Raw genomic sequence first — 19,114 nt, 5'->3', positions numbered from 1 at the left:
AAATTTATGCAGACCAACACCACTGAAACTCAGTTTATAAAGACGCTTAGGACAGCCCTGGGCATTGGACAGGAGAGTGCCGGAGCGCGTGCTGCAAAAATTTTTACAGACCCCAAGGATCCGAGCCCGGAACAGGCCGCCATTGTGAAAACAATAAAATCCCGCCGGGATAAAGACCACATGGCTCTATTACACCATCTTTCCCGGGAGGCCGTACCATTGAACCTCAATGTCATTCCGGTAAAGGACAAGGCCCAGGTGTCAAAGGCCATTGCCAACCTGGTGAAAGAGACCGGACCTGAATGGGGCGCAAAAAAAAGTGTGGTCCAGTGGGATCACCCCCTGGTCAATGCCCTGGATCTGAAAACCGCATTAAAAGACCAGAACGTGCCGGTTCATACGGCGGCGTTTGACACCACAGGCATGGATGACCTCACAAGATCCAAGGCCAGGGACCGGGTGCGCCGGCAAATGATTGATTCTTACATCGGTGTGACCTCGGCGGATTTCTGCCTGGCAGACACGGCCACACTGGTCATGAAATCCAGGCCCAAAGAGGCCCGGGCCGTATCATTGCTGCCCTCCATCCATGTGGCAGTGATCGGAAAAGAACAGATGCTGACCAATTTAAAGGAACTTTATGCCCTGCTTAAATATGATCCTGAGACAAGGGAAGCAGAATTACTCCCCCATCACATGACCCTGATCTCGGGTCCGAGCAAAACCGCAGACATTGAACTGGTTATGGTACACGGCGCCCATGGTCCAAGGAAACTTTATCTTTATGTAATTACTGGATAATAAGGAATTCCAATGAAAATTCTTGTCACCGGCGGTGCCGGGTATATCGGCAGTCATACCTGCGTGGAACTGCTTAACCAGGATCACGACGTGGTGGTGGTGGATAATCTTGTCAACTCCTCCGCCAAGGCCCTTGACCGGGTCAGAAACATTACGGGAAAAGATCTTGTATTTCACCAGACAGATCTGCTGGACGAAGCCAATATCCATGCGGTGTTCAATGCCCACAAAGATATTGATGCCGTGATCCACTTTGCAGGGCTTAAAGCTGTGGGAGAGTCGGTTTCCAAGCCGCTTTGCTATTACCATAACAACATAACCGGCACCCTAAACCTGCTTTCCGCCATGGAAGAATCAGGTGTCACCGCCATTGTATTTTCATCATCCGCCACGGTTTACGGCAACCCGGCCAGCCTGCCCATCACGGAAGACTTTCCTTTGTCCGTAACCAACCCCTACGGCAGAACCAAACTGATGATTGAAGACATTCTGTCCGATCTTTACAGGGCTGACCCCAAATGGCACATCACCCTGCTGCGGTATTTCAACCCGGTGGGGGCGCATCCGTCCGGCGACATTGGCGAAGACCCCAGGGACATTCCCAACAATCTGATGCCTTATGTGGCCCGGGTGGCAATAGGGCAGCTGCCCTGCGTCAATGTTTTCGGCAATGATTATGATACCCCGGACGGCACAGGGGTCCGGGATTTCATCCACGTCACAGACCTTGCCAAAGGACATATCTGCTGCCTTCCCAGGCTCATGGAGGCGTCAGGTGTGGATATTTACAACCTTGGCACCGGCCGGGGATATTCCGTGATTGAGATGATCAAAGGGTTTGAAAAGGCCTGTGGACACAATATTCCCTACGAACTTGTGCCCCGCAGGCCCGGAGACATTGCCGCATGCTGGGCTGACCCGTCTAAAGCCGAGCGGGAACTTGGCTGGAAAGCCGCCCTGGACATCGGGGATATGTGCAAAGATGCATGGCATTGGCAGCAGAAAAACCCCAAAGGATATGATTCATAAGGAGAACATATGGCGTCATTTATCTCGGAATTTAAAAGGATAATCAAAACAGGGCAGATCAATTCAGATACCCTGTTACAGATTTTAAGCCTTGATGACGGCCAGCAGCAGGCCATGATTGAACAACTTGCCCTGGCTCCAGACAATGTGGCCTATGATATTCTGTTTTTTCTCATGAACACCATGGGTCCCACCCATCCCCTTCGTCCGCGCCTGTATCAACTCACCATGGACAGGGCACATATTAATTTTAAGTTTTCCATGATTCTGATCAACCATACCAACCCGGACCGTCCCGGCCCCATCATCCACTTAATCAGGCATATTTTAAGCAAGGAGACCAACAAGGATCTGCTCAGGGAACTTTTCAGGGCAGCAGGCAGACTTGGCATGGAATTTCTCATTGATGACCTGGCGGAATTTGTTTTCTATGATGATTCCGAACTGCGCAAGGAAGCGGTTACGGCCATGGAACGTATCGGCACGAACAAGGCTGTGAATCGACTGGAACAAATTGCACAGACCGACAAATGTGATTCTGATATTCTGGATGCCCTGACTTTTTTAAACAGTAAACGAAAAACACCGCCTGCACCCCAGCCCCGGAAAGAGGCAAAACCGGCCCGGCTGCCCAAACCGTCCGGGCAACCCGGACCGGCCAGACCGGCCCCACCCTGCCAGGTCCCTGAGGACCCCAATGTCCGGCTGCTGGTCTCCCCTAAAATTGAAGACCGCTTTAACGCCTTTGAATACTTTGGAGACAAAGGGCCTGAAGTGGCCCATGCCCTGCATGACAATCTGAAAAATCAGACACCCGATCTGCTGGAAAACCTGTTAAGGCTTGTTGCAAGGACCATTCCCCAGGAATCGCTGGGCGATCTTCTGGCCCTTACCGAAGAAAAAAATCTTAAAAATTCGGTCCGTTTTTCTTTATATAGCGCCCTGTCACATTACCCTGAACTTGAATCCACAGCGCCCATTCTAAAGGCAGTCACAGATCCGGCTTTTTTTGTGAGCATGGCAGCCATCAGGGCCCTGGACAGACATTGTTCGGATTATGTGATTGCCGAAATAAGAAAAAAAATTGAATCCGGCACCAAAGCGGGAGAAACGGTGGCCACGACGATTCTGGATACATGCGCGCCCCGGCTCATAGAAGCGTTGATGGCCTCGGACACATTCTCATATATCAGTTCAAACTATCTGGAATCTTTTGCTCCGGTCAGAACCATTGACACCTGGATCAGCATTCTTGAAAAACGGAAACAGACCTCAACCGCTAAAAAATTTGCCCGGATCAGGGATGATCAAAACCAGACAGGCCGCCCGGTGATTGTGGTAATTAATCCATCAGCACCCTATCTGGATGTCTTTTCCATACTCATTCACAGATGCGGATTCTGCGCCCGAACCTTTTTGGGCTCCCAGGAGGCGTTCGAGTTCATTGTAAGTGAAAAGCCGGCCGCAATCATAATGGATTTTTTTGTCAGACAGATGCGGGTCAACGACCTTGCCCGTGAAATCAGAGAGATTTATCCGGCAGCCCAGGTTCCCCTCATGGTCAGCTCCCTCCAGCAGCATCTGGACAAAAGCAATATAGAATCAATCTTCCAGACCTGCGGCATTAACGGGTTCTGGGGATTTCCGGCAAAACCCGGCCAGATCAAATCCCTGGCCGGAGGGAAAAAATAAGGAAATCAGCCATGTTATTAAATGAAAAAATTCAGACCACATTTGCCCGGACTGGTGATATACCCGAGTCCCTTTTAAACAATATTCCCTGCATTCAGACAGGTTATCTTATCAACGGCGACATCCGGGTCTGGGATGGCCCCTGCCAGGCGGTGTTTTCTCCGGTTTGGGTGGCGTCAGATGCAGACCCCAAGCCGTTTTTTATCGGCGAGTATCCGATGTTGACAGAGAAACAGGCATTGGAGGCCCTGGATGCGGCGGTAGCGGCCTATGATCATGGGCGGGGGAGATGGCCGACCCTGTCCGTTGCCGAGCGAATTGACCACCTGGAGAAATTTGTTTTTCGAATGATGGAAGTAAAAGATCCCGTGGTTCGATTTCTCATGTGGGAGGTGGGAAAGTCTCTCGGGGATTCAACCAAGGAATTTGACCGGACCATTCAATATATTCAGGAGACCATTGCCGCATTAAAAGAGCTGGACCGGGTCTCTTCCCGGTTCACCATTGAGGCGGATATTATGGCCCAGATCCGGCGGGCTCCCCTGGGGGTGGTTTTGTGCATGGGACCCTTTAATTATCCGCTCAACGAGACATTCACCACATTGATTCCGGCCCTTATCATGGGAAACACCGTTATTTTAAAACCGCCCAAGCACGGCGCCCTTCTTTATGCGCCTCTTCTGGATGCTTTTTGTGAGGTTTTCCCCAAGGGGGTCATCAATGTCATCTACGGAGAGGGGAAAAAAATGATTCCCCCGCTCATGGCGTCGGGCAAGATCAATGTGCTGGGGCTGATCGGCACGAGCAGGACGGCAAATGCCTTGAAAAAACAGCATCCCCATCCCAACCGCCTTAGATGTGTGCTGGGCCTGGAGGCTAAAAACCCGGCCATTGTGCTCAAAGACGCAGACCTTGATCTGGCCGTGAACGAATGCATTCTGGGCACCCTTTCCTTTAACGGGCAGCGCTGCACCGCCATCAAGATCCTTTTTGTGGAATCCTGCATTGCCGATGCCTTCCTTGAACGGCTTGTCATGGCCGTGAATGCGTTATCCTTTGGGATGCCATGGCAGGAAGGGGTTTTTTTGACACCCGTGGCGGAAAAAGGCAAAACAGATTATTTACAGTCCCTGGTCACCGATGCTGTTGCCCAGGGGGCCCGGGTGGTGAATCCGTCCGGGGCAAGTATTTCCGGCAGCTTCTTTTTCCCGGCTGTTTTGTATCCGGTTTCTTCAAAGATGCGGGTCTATCATGAGGAGCAGTTCGGACCGGTCATCCCTGCCCTGCCCTTTGACGATATCAGCGAGCCCGTTGAATATATGATCAATTCAAACTACGGCCAGCAGGTCAGCATTTTCGGCAGTGATCCAGAGCAGATCGCCCGGCTGATCGATCCGCTGGTAAACCAGGTCTGCCGGGTCAATATCAACAGCCAGTGCCAGCGGGGGCCGGACAGCTTTCCCTTCACAGGCCGGAAGGATTCCGCCGAAGGAACCCTTTCCATATCCGATGCACTGCGGGTTTTTTCCATTCGAACACTGGTGGCTGCCAAACAGACAGCACTGAACAAACAGATCATTACCCGCATCGTTCAGGAGCACAAAAGCAAATTTCTGGCCACCGATTTTCTTTTGTAACCCACAGGTCCGGACACAAATAATACAGTGAATCGGGTACAGTGGATCGGGTACAGTGGATCGGGACAGGACTCCCCCAAATACTACAATAGTCCGGCCTCTTCCTCATCCCGGTACCACGCCGCCAGGTATTCATGAATAAAGGCGGTTTTTGCGTTCCCCCGGGGCGTCAGCCAGACATAGCCCATACCGTCCAGCTGCCTTTCCAGCAGACTGAAAAAAGCCTGTTCAATACCTGATTTATCCTGGGCCAGACCCAGGCTGGCACATTCTTCCACCACGGCCCGGGTGAGCTGGCCTTCGGGCAGGAACCCGTCGCAGATCATGGCATTCCAGGCTTCCGGAAAATGGACAATTTTCCAGGCACAGATATCATCAGGACGCAGGATACGTTTATTGTCCGGGTTGAACGGGGCCGGTACAAAGGCCATCTTCATACGGGAGAACTGCATCAGCTCCTTGAGAAGAACCTGTTTATCCTGGCCAAATATCCACTCTTCGGGTTCCAGCAGCACAGGCGGGTATTCCTTGCTTGTCAGTGCGTACCGGAAAGGACCTTGTTTTTTCCAGAACGATTCGAAATCCTTAACATTTGGCAAGATCTTTCTTACACATGCCATGGTCATTAGTGATTGTCCATTATTTTAAATAGTTACGACTTAAATTACAGGCGATTATAAATCAATGCAGAACAGGATTCAAGGACAATCCTCACAGGCCTCCCGGGGCAATCGCTTGTCACCCCATGAACCTGGACCTTGCTTAATCATTGAAATTTTTTCGGCACTGGTGTAAAAAAAGGTCAATTAAAATCTGAAACCAAACGAGGAATCAAATGCCGGAAGCCAATGAATTTCTTGGGGATGCCCAAGAGAATTTAAAACAGATCGTCCAGCCCTTTCAGCAGGACCTGAATCAGAAACAGAAAAAAGCCGATTTGATCAGAAAATGCATCCAGTGTGCGGGAAAGGATGACTTTCTCCAACTGGATGAACTGCTGAAAAGCAAACTGGCCAGGGATATATGCGAGGATAATACCCTTGAAAGCTGCGCCCCGGTATTTGAAACCCTGGGGGCCTATGCCGATGAAAAGGTGGAGCAGTACCGCATGGATCTCATCGAAGACCTGACCCAAAAATGCGAAGAGGCCGGTCTTGAAATGGAGATGGATTTTCCCAGGTTCAGGGTTTTAAAGGGCATCACCGGGGAGATTGATTTTGCCAGCCGCTCCACGAAGATTAATAAAAAAATACTCAAATCCATTGATCCCCGGCGGATCATGGCCATGGTGGTCCGGCTCAAGAAGCAATTGTACGATACGCCCTATAATCCCCAGGAATTCATTGATACCCTGGGCAAGGTCTACCTGGAACTCCTTGAAAAAGAAGATCTGCCCGCCGGCCGTCCCGTTCCCATGCAGCAGTTTTACCTGGCCTATGTGATCTCTTTGCAGTCTAAAACCTTTTTCCAGGACATGGACAAGGGAAAATTCAAAGGCTACAGCCTGGATCAATTTTCCGTGGACCTGTGGCGGTACTACCAGGCAGGCATCGGCGGCACGTCCCAGGGATACGAACTTCAGCTCACCCCGGGACGGAACAAGGCCCTGTGGCTCCTGGACACCCAGGGGGAACTGCGCCAGATCACTGCCATCTCTTTCCATAAATCTTAAAGGATCTTTGGCCATGATATCATTGGATGCCCTCAAAGAACTCAAACCCTTCCAGGCCAGATCCATCATCGAAGAGTTGCGCAAGGGCAGCGTGCCTGTGGAATATGTGCCGGTATTTACCGTGGACCGGCAGCAATGGCTCTCCTATATCGAAGACGACCTTGTGAATTACATTGCCCAAGGCGGGGCCAAGGTGCGGTTCATCAGCGGGGATTACGGAGACGGTAAAACCCATTTCATGTCCGTAATCCGGCACCTGGCCATGGAAAAAGGATTTGCCGTCTCCTTTGTGGTCCTGACCCGGGATGTGCCCATCCACAAATTTGAAACCGTTTACCAGTCCATTGTCCGGCAGCTCCAGGGCAATTTTGACGGCATGGGCATCCGGGATCTGCTGACCGCCTGGCTGGCGTCCCTGGTGCCGGAATTCCAAGGCGCCAAGGCAGAGGCTGCCACAGAAAAATGTACGGCCCTGGCCGAAGAATTCAGGGATATCCCGGACATGGATATCAACTTTGCCAATGCGCTGGCCGCCCTGGTGAGCAACCGGTTTGCCCCCATGGAAGAGGGGGAGGATGAAGAAAGCCGCAAGGCAGACCGGGAAATTCTCATGCACTGGTTTGACGGCGGCAAAGTCACCAAACGGGAACTCAAGCCCTTCCAGGTTTACGAATACCTGACCAAGGCCAATGCCCGGCAGTTGATGAACTCCCTGATCCTGTTTTTGCGACGGTCCGGACACCAGGGCCTGATCCTGCTCATGGACGAAATGGAGACGGTGGTGGCCATGAGTGCCTCTGTGCGCAATGCTGCCTACGAAAATGTCCGCCTCTTCATCGACAACAGCGAGACCGCCCAATACCTTCACATCTTCTTTTCCATTATCCCGGACGTGCTGGTATCGGAAAACGGATTTAAATCCTACGACGCCCTGTGGAGCCGGGTGCGGTCCATCGGGGCATCGGGCGGCGACGCCAAACGCCTCAACTACCGGGGCGTCCTTGTGGATATCCACCAGACCCCGCTTCAAACCGAAGAACTGGTGGACCTGGGCCGGTGCCTGCTGTCCCTGCACGGCATCGCCTACCGCTGGTCCCCGCAGGAGATGGTCACGGACAAGGTCCTGGAGGATATCTGCGCCAACCAGAAAAGGATGGGGGTCATCAGCGAGGTGCGGCTTTTCATCAAACAGCTCATCGGGGTCCTGGACCTGGCCGAACAGGGGCAGTCCCCGGAGGAGATGGACATGGCCCGGCAGATGGTCGAGACCCGAAAAGAGATGGAAGCGGAAAAGATAAAACAGATGGAGCCCACCTGGGATTCTTAACTTGGGACGCATAAACCGAAATTGATACCATGGATGAAAAAGCATTGGATGAAAAAGCATTTAACGCGCAGATCAACGGCACCAAAAATTTCCATCTCCGCAGGGCAGTGGAGCGCCTCAGGGAGGGCCTGTTCGATCCCCTGGGGGTCCAATGGCTCACCTCGGGGGAAGAAAAGCTCAACCAGCTCTTTGACCGGGGGGCCGCCGCCCTGGACAGGGGAACATCTTACCACCTCTGTGTCTGCGGCGCATACGGCCAGGGTAAATCCCACAGCCTCACCTATCTGAAACAGCGGGCCCTGGAAAATAATTTTGTGGTCAGCTATATCAACCTGGACCCGCGGCAGATCCCTTTCCACGACTTCAAAGAGGTCTACCGGGCCCTGATGGGGGCCATGGTCTTTCCCAATGGTGAAACCAGCCTGGCAACGTTGTGGAAGGCATCAGCGAACCAATGGCTGGCCCGGCCGGAAAACAGGAATAAATCCATCAGCGAGTTCATCCCCGGCGACATGCCCCACCGGTTCCGGGCCATCCTGGCGGCCATGGCCCACAAGAACATGGAGATTCCGGCCGGCAAACAAAAGCTGAAAAAACATGCCCGGTTTCAGCCCAGATCCTTTTCCTGGACCCTGAAAAATGCCCTCATGGGCAGAGAGATCCCGGCCCATAAGCTTAACGCGGCCTTCCATTACCGGGAAGTGCCGTTTTATAAAGACAGCTCCCTGGTCTGCCGGGAATCCAGGGAATATCTGGCCATGGTCAAAGGGCTGGCCCAATTGTTCAAGGAGATGGGATACAAGGGGTGGGTCCTGCTTTTTGACGAAGGGGAATCCATCGGCCAGACCCGCATCACCAGCCGCAGCAAAAGCTATGATCTCCTCCATGAGATCTTCTGCCCGGAAAAACCGGCCCAGGGATTTTACCCGGTATTTGCCTTTACCCATGATTTTTTCACCCTGGTTGAAACCGAGCCCTGGGACCGGACCCGCAGGCCCGGCGGACCACGGAAAGCGGACCATCCAACCGACGACATTCCCTGCTTTGCCCGCAATTACCACAAGGCCTGGAAAGACATCAATATCCATTCTCTCCAGGACCTGTCTTCAGGCGAATGGGAGACACTCACAGGCAAACTCAAAATCCTCCACGGCCGGGCCTACGGGTGGGCACCGGGAACCGCTGAACTGACCCGGAAAATGATGCAGGCCCTCTCCCAAAACAAAGGGGCTGAATCCAGGATGAAATTGAGGCTGTTGGTCAACCTCCTGGATCTGGAACAGCAGAAAGCGCCCTGCTGAGCCCCATGTTCCAGGGCCCTGATCCGCCATCCGCCCCCCTGCCCGCCCCCCTTTTAAGGCTTCCCAACACCTTCCGCCCTTTTTACGGGGCCTTTGCCGGCCTGCGGCCGGTCCAGATTGAAGCCATGGCCCCCATCCTTGAAGGCCGGGATCTCATTGTCCAGGCAGCCACGGGATCAGGCAAAAGCGAGGCTGTACTGGCCCCGGCCCTGGAGCGGGTCATCACATCGGGCCGGGCCCACGGCGTCCTGTACATCATTCCCACCCGGGCCCTGGCCAAGGATCTCATGCGCCGGTTCGAGCCCATCATCACCGAGCGGCTCAACCTGATCCTGGCCATCCGGACCGGAGACATCAAAAAAGGGGGGAATAAGCGGCCGGACATCATGTTCACCACTCCGGAATCCCTGGATGTGCTGCTGGGCACTGCCAAGCCCAACCTCAAAGCCTTTCTGGCCCGGGTGGGCACCGTGATCATCGATGAAGTCCATCCCCTGGTCCACCAGTACCGGGGACGCCACCTGGTCTATCTGTTCACCCGCCTGGAACGAAGAACCAATGCGCCCATACAGAAAATCGCCATGTCCGCCACCATTTCCGGCATCCCCGGGGTCATGGATTTTTTCAATTTCAGGCCTGACAGCACCGCCATCTCCGACGATGCGGACCGGCAGATTCAGGCCCGGCTCCTTCATCTGAAAAAAGAGGATATTGAGCTGCCCGCCCTGCTCAATGATCTGTACCGGGAATGGGGGTATCGAAAAATTCTTGTTTTCTGCAACAGCCGGTCGGCCTGCGACCGGCTTTCGGGCATTGTCCGGCGCAACGGGGTGTTCAGGGAAGTCACCGAGCTGCACTACTCCAACCTCAAGGCAAAGGAACGGAAAAAAGCAGAAGACCGGTTCCGGAAAAATCCCCATGCCCTGTGTATTGCCACCTCCACCCTGGAGCTGGGCATTGATGTGGGGGATGTGGACGCAGTACTCCTTTACCAGCCCCCGGGATCAGTGTCGGCCTTTCTCCAGCGCATCGGCCGGGCCAACCGCCGGGGGCAATCCATCAATTTCTGGGGCATCTGCTCCGGGGAAGCCGCCGGCAACCAGGTGATCCGCTTTCTGGCTCTGCTGGCCCTGGGCCGCCAGGGAAAAATCGAGGCCCCGACCCCCAAAGCGTTGCCCAGTGTGTTGAGCCAGCAGGTCATCTCCTGCCTCTACGAAAAAAAGGAAATTTCCCTCAACGCCCTGAAGGCTCTGTTTGCCGACCGCAAAAGCCTGCTGCCGGATATTTTCAAGGCCCTTGAAAAAAAGGGCTGGCTGAGACGGGCTGATCAAAGGACCGGGCGGCCCGGCCTGTTCCGGGGCGGATGGCAGTACCGGAACCATTTTATGGCATACAAAATCTGGGGAAACTTTCCGGAAAGCGAAAAAGAATACATCCTTGAAGTGGACATGGAATCCATTGCCGACATCCCCCAATCCATTGTGGACCAGATGGAGGTTGGGGACCGGGTCTATCTGTCGGGCCGGCGCCTTAAAATCCTGAAAATTGAAGAAGGTGAGCCCGGCAAGGTCACAGCCCGGCCGGCCATGAAAAAGGATGATAAAGACCTGGTCTGGGTGGGCCTAGGTGCCCATGTCTCCTGGGAAACGGCCCAGGCCATGGGGCGCATCCTGGATACCGGCACCCTGCCCCGGGACAGCGGCCTCATGGCCCGGACCCAGAAATTATTCCACCTGGAACTGTCATCTTCTGAAAACCGGGTGGTTCTGGCCAACGGCATTGAAGTGGTTCCGGGAACCCGGGCAAAGTTCCATTTCCGCACCTTTCTGGGGTCTGCCGGCAACCTGGTGCTGGAATGGGCGGTCCGGGATCATTTCCAGGATGATGATATAGAGGTGGCCTCCAGCGAAACCGGGGTGGAATGCGCCTGCTGGATTGACTTTCAAAAACTGAACCTGCCCGTTACAAAAAAGGCCTTTCACACCTGGGTCTTAGCCCATTTCAGGGTGCTGCGCAGCCTGATTCCCTTGAGTATTTTCTGGCGGACCCTGCCCCAGAAACAAATGGTTGAAGAGGTGGCGGATTTCCTTTTTGACCAGCGGGTGGCAGATACCTTTGCCCGGTATCTTGAATTGGGTTCGGATATTGTTTCCGGGGATATAGCCAACCTTTCCGGACCGTTGCCCATGGTTGCCGATGAATCTTTGGACTTTGAGATGCAAGCCTGCGCAGCGCTCCTGTCCCATGAAAAGCAGGCCGCAAAACCGCCGGAAGATTTACCCTTTTTATCCCCTGTATGGCAGGCCCCTTGCCTTGATCCGGACCGGTCCGACGCCCGGGCCCTCACCGCCACCATGGTCAGTGATTATATGTTCCACGGCCAGTGTGACCGCAGGTTCTGTCTGTCATACCTTGGCCTGGCCCATCCCGTAAAAGAGCAGGACCATGTCATGGCCCTTGTCCGGGAGCAGGGGGTCCAACATGAACAGGCAGTGCTGGCCGCCCTTGAACACCAGGGGAACCACCTGGCGGTCCCGGAACCGGCAGCCGCTGAAGAGCCCCGGTGGGCCCCTTCGGTTAAGCTGCTGGGAGAAACAATAGCGCAACTGGCCGGCCGTGATCCGGAAAAGGACCCGCCGGTCTGGCTGTCCCAGTGCTATCTCAAAACAGAAGAGCCCATCCGTCAATTCCCCCATATCACAGGCATCGGCATCCCCGATCTTTTGAAACTGTCCCCGGGCAAAGGCGGACAGACAATCATTCAAGCCGGGGATATCAAGCGCAGCCAGAAACCAGGATACCACCATAAATGGCAGGTGGCCTTCTATGCCCTGGCACTGGAACAAATTATTGACCGCTGCAACCTGCCTGCCCGGGTCTCCTCCAACGGGTTCATCATTACCCCGCCGCCATTGGGCGACGTTCGGGAAACAGCACCGTATCAGATCCATGAATTTGATTTAACCCCATACATGGCAACCCTGCCCACGCTCCTGAACCACCTTGGCCATGTGATTTCCAGCCTGCCAGCCCATGCAGATTACAGGCTCCAAAACCTGTGTACCGCCTGTTCCGGATTCCCCGGCTGCTACCACCATGCCCTGGCCCACGAGGATATCCGGTTCCTGCCCCAATTAACCCAAGGAGAACTGGCTGCCCTGAAACAGATGGGCTGCACCACCCTTGAACAGCTCCCCGGTGCCCTTGAAAACCAAGCCGCTCTGCTCTCTCCGGGACAGCAAAAAAAATTAACGGGATGGGGTGATGCTTTTTTAACCGGCCGCATCCGCTGCCACAAAAAAAAGACCCACCAGTTCCCGGCCAACCTGTCCAGACCCATGTTCATCCACCTGGAAAAAGATCCCCTGGAGGGCCTGCCCCGGGTTCTGGGGTGGCAGGTCCTGGATACAGACGGCCGGACAATCGTTGAATCAAAGATATGGACCATGGAAACCCACGAGGAGCGCCAGGCAGTCCGGCAAACCTTTTTAAGGGAATTGGCCCGGGTGTGGGAACAAAGCATCCATGCCGGCCAGGGCCCCCATCTCTTCCATTTCGGTGCCCAGACACCGGCTGCCCTGAATCAATGGGTCCAATGGCCCGGGGAGGCACAGGAACCATCCTGGGAATTCCTCGGCCAAACCCAGCCCTCCCCCTGGACAGATATACAAAAGGTCCTGACCGCCCATTTTTATATGCCCGCGCCGGGCACAGCATCCCTGTATACCCTGGGCCGCATCTTCAACTGCCAGACCCTCCCGGCACCGCCCCCCACCCTGTTCCACCACAACAGCGGATTCATCAGCGATATAGTCCAGGCTGCAGCCCAGGCCAAACAATGCCTCGGGCTCATGGCAGAACTGTACCAGACCGCCGTATCCCGGCTGGAAAGCCAATGGATCAGGGAATGGCCCCCTGTCAGCAGCAGTCAGGTCAACCCTGGCGACAAAAAGGCCCGGCCCTATACCACATTTATCCAGGAGGAACAACGCCTGAAAGAAGCAGATATCATGATGCTCCAGGAACAGCCCCTGGAAGAGCGGATGCTGCGGTTCAGGTCCCTGGGATACCTGAAATTCGTCCGGACCCGGCTGGACAGCTTCGGGCGCTTTATCAATCTCTTCAGGCCCACCGACCAGACCTGGCCGGCCAAATTCCGCCAGGGGGATTTTTTAAAACTGGTGCCCCATGGCATGGCTGATCTGCAAAACGGCTTTCCCGTGATCATGGTGGAATATGACAGACAAGCCGGTGACATCGGGCTGCTTTCCCGGTCCGGCAAGATCAATCTCAATAAAGAATTGTTCTACTCCCTTGAAGAAGATATGGATGACTGGAACCGGGAAAAACTGCTTCACGCCGCCCAGACCCTGTTTTCAGAAGACAGATATTTCCATCTGAGGCAGCTTCTGGCCGGGACAGCCCTGGAAAAACAGGGACCAGCATCAGGGGCCTGGGTGGAAAAATGGCTGGCCCGGGACAACCACGGCCTCAACCCGTCCCAGCAGCAGGCCCTGAGGCTCCCGTTCCAATACTGCACCGCCATGATCCAGGGCCCGCCCGGCACCGGGAAAACCCATGTGCTGGGATGGATCATCATCGCCCTGATCCTTGAAGCCCATGAAACCGGAAAGCCCCTGCGCATCGGCATCAGCGCCCTGACCCACCAGGCCATTGACACGGTATTGAAAAAAGTGGTCCAACTGGTCAACCAATATCTGCCGGATGATTTTCCGGGCCTTTGCGTGAAATGGGGGGAGGAGAACACCCCTGAATCCGGAACATCCAGTCCGGGCCATGCCGCCATGAAGGTGGAATATACAAAGGAGGCCCGGGATCTGCCAACCCGGCCCTGGCTGATTTTAGGCGCCACCGGATACGGGTTTTATTCCCTGTTCAACAGCAGGGACAAAGGCTTTCCCCTGGCCCTGGACTGGATGATTTTTGACGAAGCCTCCCAGGTCCCGGTGCCCCAGGCCCTGCTCAGTCTCATATACGGCAGGGAAAATTTCCTTTTCCTGGGCGATGTTCACCAGCTTCCCCCCATTGTCATGGGCAATTATGATCCCCATGACAATAGTAACAATGAAAACCAACTGCGCCTGAACAACTCCATTCTCTCCAATATCCGGGACCTGTATCCGGAAGCGTGCCAGGTCACCCTGGACACCACCTTTCGGATGAACAGGGAAATCTGCGCATTCCCATCCAAAACCTGGTACTACCGCCGGCTTTGCCCACACCCTTCAGTGGAAAATGCACGGCTTTGCCTGAATGAGCCGGATGACCCGGGCGAAAAATACAATCCAGCAGAGGACGATCCGATACTCAGGGATATCCTGGATCCCAAACAACCTGTTACGCTGGTATTAACGGATCACCAGGGATGCGCCCAGCAATCGGATGTGGAGGCGGATCTCATGGCGGCCCTGGCCCGCCGCCTGATCCTGGGCCACGGCCTGTCCCCGGACCGAATGGCCATCATCACCCCCCACCGGGCCCAGAACAATGCCATCCTCCAGCGGCTGGGGAAAATCCTGGCAGACCAGCACCCCCCGGACCCGGACAATACCCTTCTGCCCCTTGTGGACACAGTGGAACGAATCCAGGGTGCTGAACGAGACATCATCCTCTTCGGCCTCACCGCCTCGGACCCGGATCATCTGACCAGCGAATTTTTAAACAGCCCCAACCGCCTCAATGTGGCCATGACCCGGGCCAGGAAAAAACTGGTCATCATGGGCAGCCAGGCCTTTTTCTCGCTCATTCCCGATTCAGAGGCCCTGCTGGCCGGACACTGCTGCTTCAAACAGCTGCTGACCCATTGCCGGACCCAAAACGCGGTATTTTATTTTCCCAAACAGTTATCCCCATTTTAATATTTTAATCCCAGATTGAGCAGGTGGTGCTCACCCGCTAATACTTTGATACGGATAGGATAATTAACCTTTTTTCTTTTTCAAAGTATTCTCACGGTAGGAACGCCGGTCACCCAGCGCCCTCCGCACAGTCCCGGACGTGCGGTTTTCCCGCATCCGGTTCTTCGGTTAGACTCGCTTCCGCGCGGATCTTCAACGGATGCTTCTGTGTAGCCTTCGGTGACCGCTAAAACCCTCGGCGTCCACAAGTTGCTCTTTCGAAGCTGTACCAGCACTTCAGGGAGCGCGGTCTCCCCTACTGAATTTCACCCGACAGGGACTTTCACCCTGCAAGATGCGCCGAGCTTTGCTCGGCGCGATAGCGGGTGAGCGCCAGAATTTCCAGACCTTTTTGAATGGGTTGTTCATAGAATGGACGATTTGCCCTTGCCACGGCAGTATAAAAATACTGTTTCAGATAACTACTTGAAATTAAAAACTGTCCAGACGTAACCGTTCACTCCCCCCCCCCATTTTTTATGCTCTGATTGCTGAAGGGACCATACCTTTTCTTCCAAGAGCGACTGTTTCAGCAATATAAGTCCAGGGATCTTGTCCTCGTAAACGGCATGTTTCGATAACACTCAATAGAGCCGCATATGCACGACTACCTTCTGTAGTTCGTGTGCCAAAACTGATTCGTCTTGCAATAACAGCATGCCGCAAGGCCCGCTCCGCTTCATTATTGGTAGGAGGAAGAAACGGATTTTTGACAAACGCAATCACTGCATCCCAGTCATTGAGAATTTCTTTAGCCAATGCTCTCAATTTCTCATGCTCTTCTTCAGATCCCAGTTTGCAAACCCTTTTTAATCTGGCGAGGATGAGGTTGCATTGTTGACCACCCTCACCATCTTCGGCTACGGCTTTTATAAGCCCTCTGAGCTCCCGTAAGAGCCATTCCCCCATTTTTTGAGCTTTTTTGTCTACCGACCCGGTAAGAGCGATGCCTTTGCGAATCAGATGGGCCAGGCAACGTTGTCGTTTTTTATGACTTCGATATGCCAGGTAGCCATCCGTCACCAACCAGCCAAAAAACGCCTCTGTGATGAGCCCCAAAAGCTCTTCTTTCTTCCTGCTTCCGATATGAAATATGGCTATGTGGCTTGAAATCACTACCCACAACCATCTTAAACACCCTTTTTCATACCAGGGGGTTTCGTCTAAGTGAATAACCTCTTGTTTTTGTATATCTTCAAGAAGCGCTTCTACAATTGGAAAACAAGCGACACCGGCTTCCCGGATAGATTTATCAATCGTTCCAACTGACAACTCAAGCCCCAGCCAATAGGAAAGAAATTCTCGAATTTTTACACGAGACATCTTGTATCGGACACTCAACGCGGAAATGAATGACACCAGCATTGGGCCGACCATTGAGTATTCCGTCAGCTTTAGATCTTCTTTGCGTCCTTCGAGCCTGGAAACAGCACCTTCACCGGGCCGGGCTTTTGTTTCATGCCCACATTCACAAACTGCCCCGTAGTAATGCTCAAGTGTACAGCGTATACGAATCCCCATGTCGGTTTTTTCAAGTTCGTAAACGTAAAATCCCATATATGGCCGGTCTGATCGTTTGAGGGCAGAGCTGCCACAACCTGTACACACTGTGGGATAATGGGGAACGATTTTTTCTGGAACTGGAGGTTCTGATCGCCAAAAGCCCTGAGCACCAGGTTGTTTTCCTGGAGAACGTTTGACCTCATTGGACTGCATGGGGTCATCCGAGTCGGAATGTTCCTCATCTCCGGATGAATTGTTTTCATCTTCAGAACATGCATCTTTGTCATCTTCCTCAGATTTGAATTCCTTGCCGTTTCCTTTGTCGTAAGGGTTGTCTGATGAGGGGGGCCTGGAGCTGTTTTTGGAATTTTGTTCAAGACGCTCCACTAGATCCACACTAAAATCTCGCAGCCTACAGGCCAGATCTATTAGTGCTTTGGGTGCGAGATTCTCAAAATAACCTCGATCCATTTGTGTGAGATCGTCTTTTGTCAGCCTCTCCATAATATAAAAGCATACCACAGCTGAAATTGCTTCGTCAGCAATTATTTTGTTCGAAACTCAGTAGAGGGGGGGGGAGTGAACGGTTACGTCCAGACTTAAATCGGTAGCCGATAATTGAGGGAAGAATTTTGACTAAGGGTCAATAGTAGGCCCCTTTTCTCGAAAAAGGGCTTGTTGCTATATCCCCAATATGGGATAATATGTATTATGAACGATAAACAAATAAAATTGATAGTCTGGGTCGGGTCTTCGCTCGAACAACTTAAAAAATTTCCAGATACGGTAAAAGATGAAATTGGATTTGCGCTTCACAGGGCTCTGGAAGGCAAAAAACATCATAAAGCAAAGCCATTAAAGGGGTTTGATGGGGTCTTTGAAATCGTCAGTTCTTACCGAACAGATACTTATCGGGCGGTTTATATCCTTAAATTAGGTAATAATATTTATGTATTACATGCGTTTCAAAAAAAATCTAAATCAGGAATAAAAACACCGAAAAAAGAAATAGAAATGATTAAAAAAAGACTTCAACAGGCCCTTGAACTCGCTAAGGAGAAACCAAATGAATAATAAAATTGAACATATCAAAAGTTCCGGCAATATATTTAAGGATATGGGGTTGGATTTACCTGATGACCGCCTAGCAAAGGCCCAAATAGCGTCTATGATTTATGATATTATTGAACAAAGGGACATAACTCAAGAAAAGGCAGGTCATATTTTAGGAATTAATCAGCCTAAGGTTTCTGCTCTGAAAAACGGCAGGCTTGAGGGCTTTTCAATGGAACGTCTATTTTTATTTCTGAAAGCACTCGACCAGGATGTAGATATTATTGTTAAGCCTAAAAAGCAGGATGAAGCCCGCTTAAGCCTTGTCTACTCAGCATAAGGTCTGCAATTGTTGTCATTTGCCTGTAAAAATCCCTGGATTGATAAAATTGTAATTCGGGTGATTAACCAGTTACAAAAAAGGAACGGGAAGGGTCGCCCAGAGGCAATCGTTATGGTCGCTGTCTAAATGAGCAACAATCAATAACAAAAGTAGTCAGCGCTTTTACTGGCAAGAGTTACACTCCACATTGATAGACAAAGTCAACAATGTCCTTATTGCCTATAATTTAGATGGAAATTTTATAGGATTTTTAAATTAACGATTGCAATTTTTAACAGAAGATGTCTAATCTCCAATTATCTTGACCTCCTTTTTGTCCCAACTCCTTGCGTATAATGGTTGGATAATATTTATTTTTTCATGTGATACAGACTCTCACATTTAGTTAACACAACAAAACAATAACAAAAAAGGACAACAATGATGAAAGATGAGAACAATAAGCTAACAACCAACGCCGGGGCTCCGGTACCTGACAACCAGAACGTCATGACAGCTGGACCTCGCGGCCCTCAACTTCTCCAGGATGTCTGGTACCTGGAAAAAATGGCCCATTTTGATAGAGAAGTGATTCCCGAGCGACGGATGCACGCCAAGGGCTCCGGAGCTTATGGTACATTCACCGTAACCCATGACATCACACAATACACCCGCGCCAAGATATTTTCTGAGATCGGCAAAAAAACTGAATTGTTTGCACGTTTTTCCACCGTGGCCGGAGAACGCGGTGCTGCTGATGCCGAACGTGATATTCGCGGTTTTGCACTTAAATTCTACACCGAGGAGGGTAACTGGGATATGGTGGGCAATAATACGCCTGTCTTCTTTTTGCGTGACC

At 52.5% G+C, this 19,114-nt stretch carries 12 protein-coding genes and 1 pseudogene; 11 read left to right on the top strand and 2 right to left on the bottom strand.

Features of this window, described 5'->3' with window-relative positions:
* Positions 1-6: 6 nt before the first annotated feature.
* From Q366_RS12250 to Q366_RS12235, 4 genes are read left to right on the top strand one after another with little or no spacing between them, the layout of a single operon-like run.
* Positions 7-801: a LutC/YkgG family protein gene (locus Q366_RS12250; protein WP_169742961.1), complete on the top strand. Its 795-nt coding sequence runs from the start codon at positions 7-9 to the stop codon at positions 799-801.
* A 12-nt stretch (positions 802-813) separates the two neighbouring features.
* Entirely contained in the window at positions 814-1,830 is a 1,017-nt protein-coding gene (gene galE / locus Q366_RS12245) for a UDP-glucose 4-epimerase GalE (RefSeq protein ID WP_035239316.1), read from the top strand.
* A gap of 9 nt (positions 1,831-1,839) precedes the next feature.
* A complete protein-coding gene (locus Q366_RS12240; protein ID WP_035239314.1) occupies positions 1,840-3,522 on the top strand; it encodes a HEAT repeat domain-containing protein in 1,683 nt (560 codons plus the stop codon).
* Positions 3,523-3,533: 11 nt separating this feature from the next.
* Positions 3,534-5,159: an NADP-dependent glyceraldehyde-3-phosphate dehydrogenase gene (locus tag Q366_RS12235; RefSeq protein ID WP_035239312.1), complete on the top strand. Its 1,626-nt coding sequence runs from the start codon at positions 3,534-3,536 to the stop codon at positions 5,157-5,159.
* Between the two features lie 83 nt (positions 5,160-5,242).
* On the opposite strand, the gene Q366_RS12230 is transcribed toward Q366_RS12235, so the two are convergent.
* Complete coding sequence (locus Q366_RS12230; RefSeq protein WP_245619954.1) at positions 5,243-5,758, bottom strand: hypothetical protein; 516 nt, start codon at positions 5,756-5,758, stop codon at positions 5,243-5,245.
* Positions 5,759-5,994: 236 nt separating this feature from the next.
* Between Q366_RS12230 and Q366_RS12225 the strand changes: the two genes are divergently transcribed.
* Genes Q366_RS12225 through Q366_RS12210 form a run of 4 tightly spaced genes read left to right on the top strand, consistent with a single transcriptional unit; the run spans position 5,995 to position 15,338 of the window.
* Complete coding sequence (locus Q366_RS12225; RefSeq protein WP_035239307.1) at positions 5,995-6,831, top strand: hypothetical protein; 837 nt, start codon at positions 5,995-5,997, stop codon at positions 6,829-6,831.
* Positions 6,832-6,844: 13 nt separating this feature from the next.
* On the top strand, positions 6,845-8,158 hold the full coding sequence (locus Q366_RS12220) for a BREX system ATP-binding domain-containing protein (protein ID WP_035239304.1): 1,314 nt from the start codon (positions 6,845-6,847) through the stop codon (positions 8,156-8,158).
* A 29-nt stretch (positions 8,159-8,187) separates the two neighbouring features.
* Positions 8,188-9,459, top strand: a complete 1,272-nt coding sequence (locus Q366_RS12215) for a BREX system ATP-binding domain-containing protein (RefSeq protein WP_245619953.1) — start codon at positions 8,188-8,190, stop codon at positions 9,457-9,459.
* Between the two features lie 5 nt (positions 9,460-9,464).
* Positions 9,465-15,338 carry a DEAD/DEAH box helicase gene (locus Q366_RS12210; protein ID WP_035239302.1) on the top strand — a complete coding sequence of 1,958 codons (5,874 nt, stop codon included), beginning with the start codon at positions 9,465-9,467 and terminating at the stop codon, positions 15,336-15,338.
* A gap of 516 nt (positions 15,339-15,854) precedes the next feature.
* On the opposite strand, the gene tnpC is transcribed toward Q366_RS12210, so the two are convergent.
* Positions 15,855-17,384, bottom strand: a complete 1,530-nt coding sequence (tnpC, locus tag Q366_RS12205) for an IS66 family transposase (protein WP_035239299.1) — start codon at positions 17,382-17,384, stop codon at positions 15,855-15,857.
* A gap of 207 nt (positions 17,385-17,591) precedes the next feature.
* On the opposite strand from tnpC, the gene Q366_RS12200 reads away from it, so the two are divergent.
* The 3 genes and pseudogenes from Q366_RS12200 to katE2 all read left to right on the top strand — a co-directional run.
* Entirely contained in the window at positions 17,592-17,954 is a 363-nt protein-coding gene (locus Q366_RS12200) for a type II toxin-antitoxin system RelE/ParE family toxin (RefSeq protein WP_035239297.1), read from the top strand.
* Entirely contained in the window at positions 17,947-18,273 is a 327-nt protein-coding gene (locus Q366_RS12195) for a helix-turn-helix domain-containing protein (RefSeq protein ID WP_035239295.1), read from the top strand. The genes Q366_RS12200 and Q366_RS12195 overlap by 8 nt, the downstream gene beginning before the upstream one ends.
* A gap of 426 nt (positions 18,274-18,699) precedes the next feature.
* A pseudogene (katE2, locus tag Q366_RS12190) lies at positions 18,700-19,114 on the top strand (catalase KatE2); the annotation flags it as partial.

The organism is Desulfobacter vibrioformis DSM 8776, assembly GCF_000745975.1.
GTDB classification, from domain to species: domain Bacteria; phylum Desulfobacterota; class Desulfobacteria; order Desulfobacterales; family Desulfobacteraceae; genus Desulfobacter; species Desulfobacter vibrioformis.
Note: the sequence above shows the minus strand (reverse complement) of the source record. Positions and strands in the feature narration are given on the sequence as shown.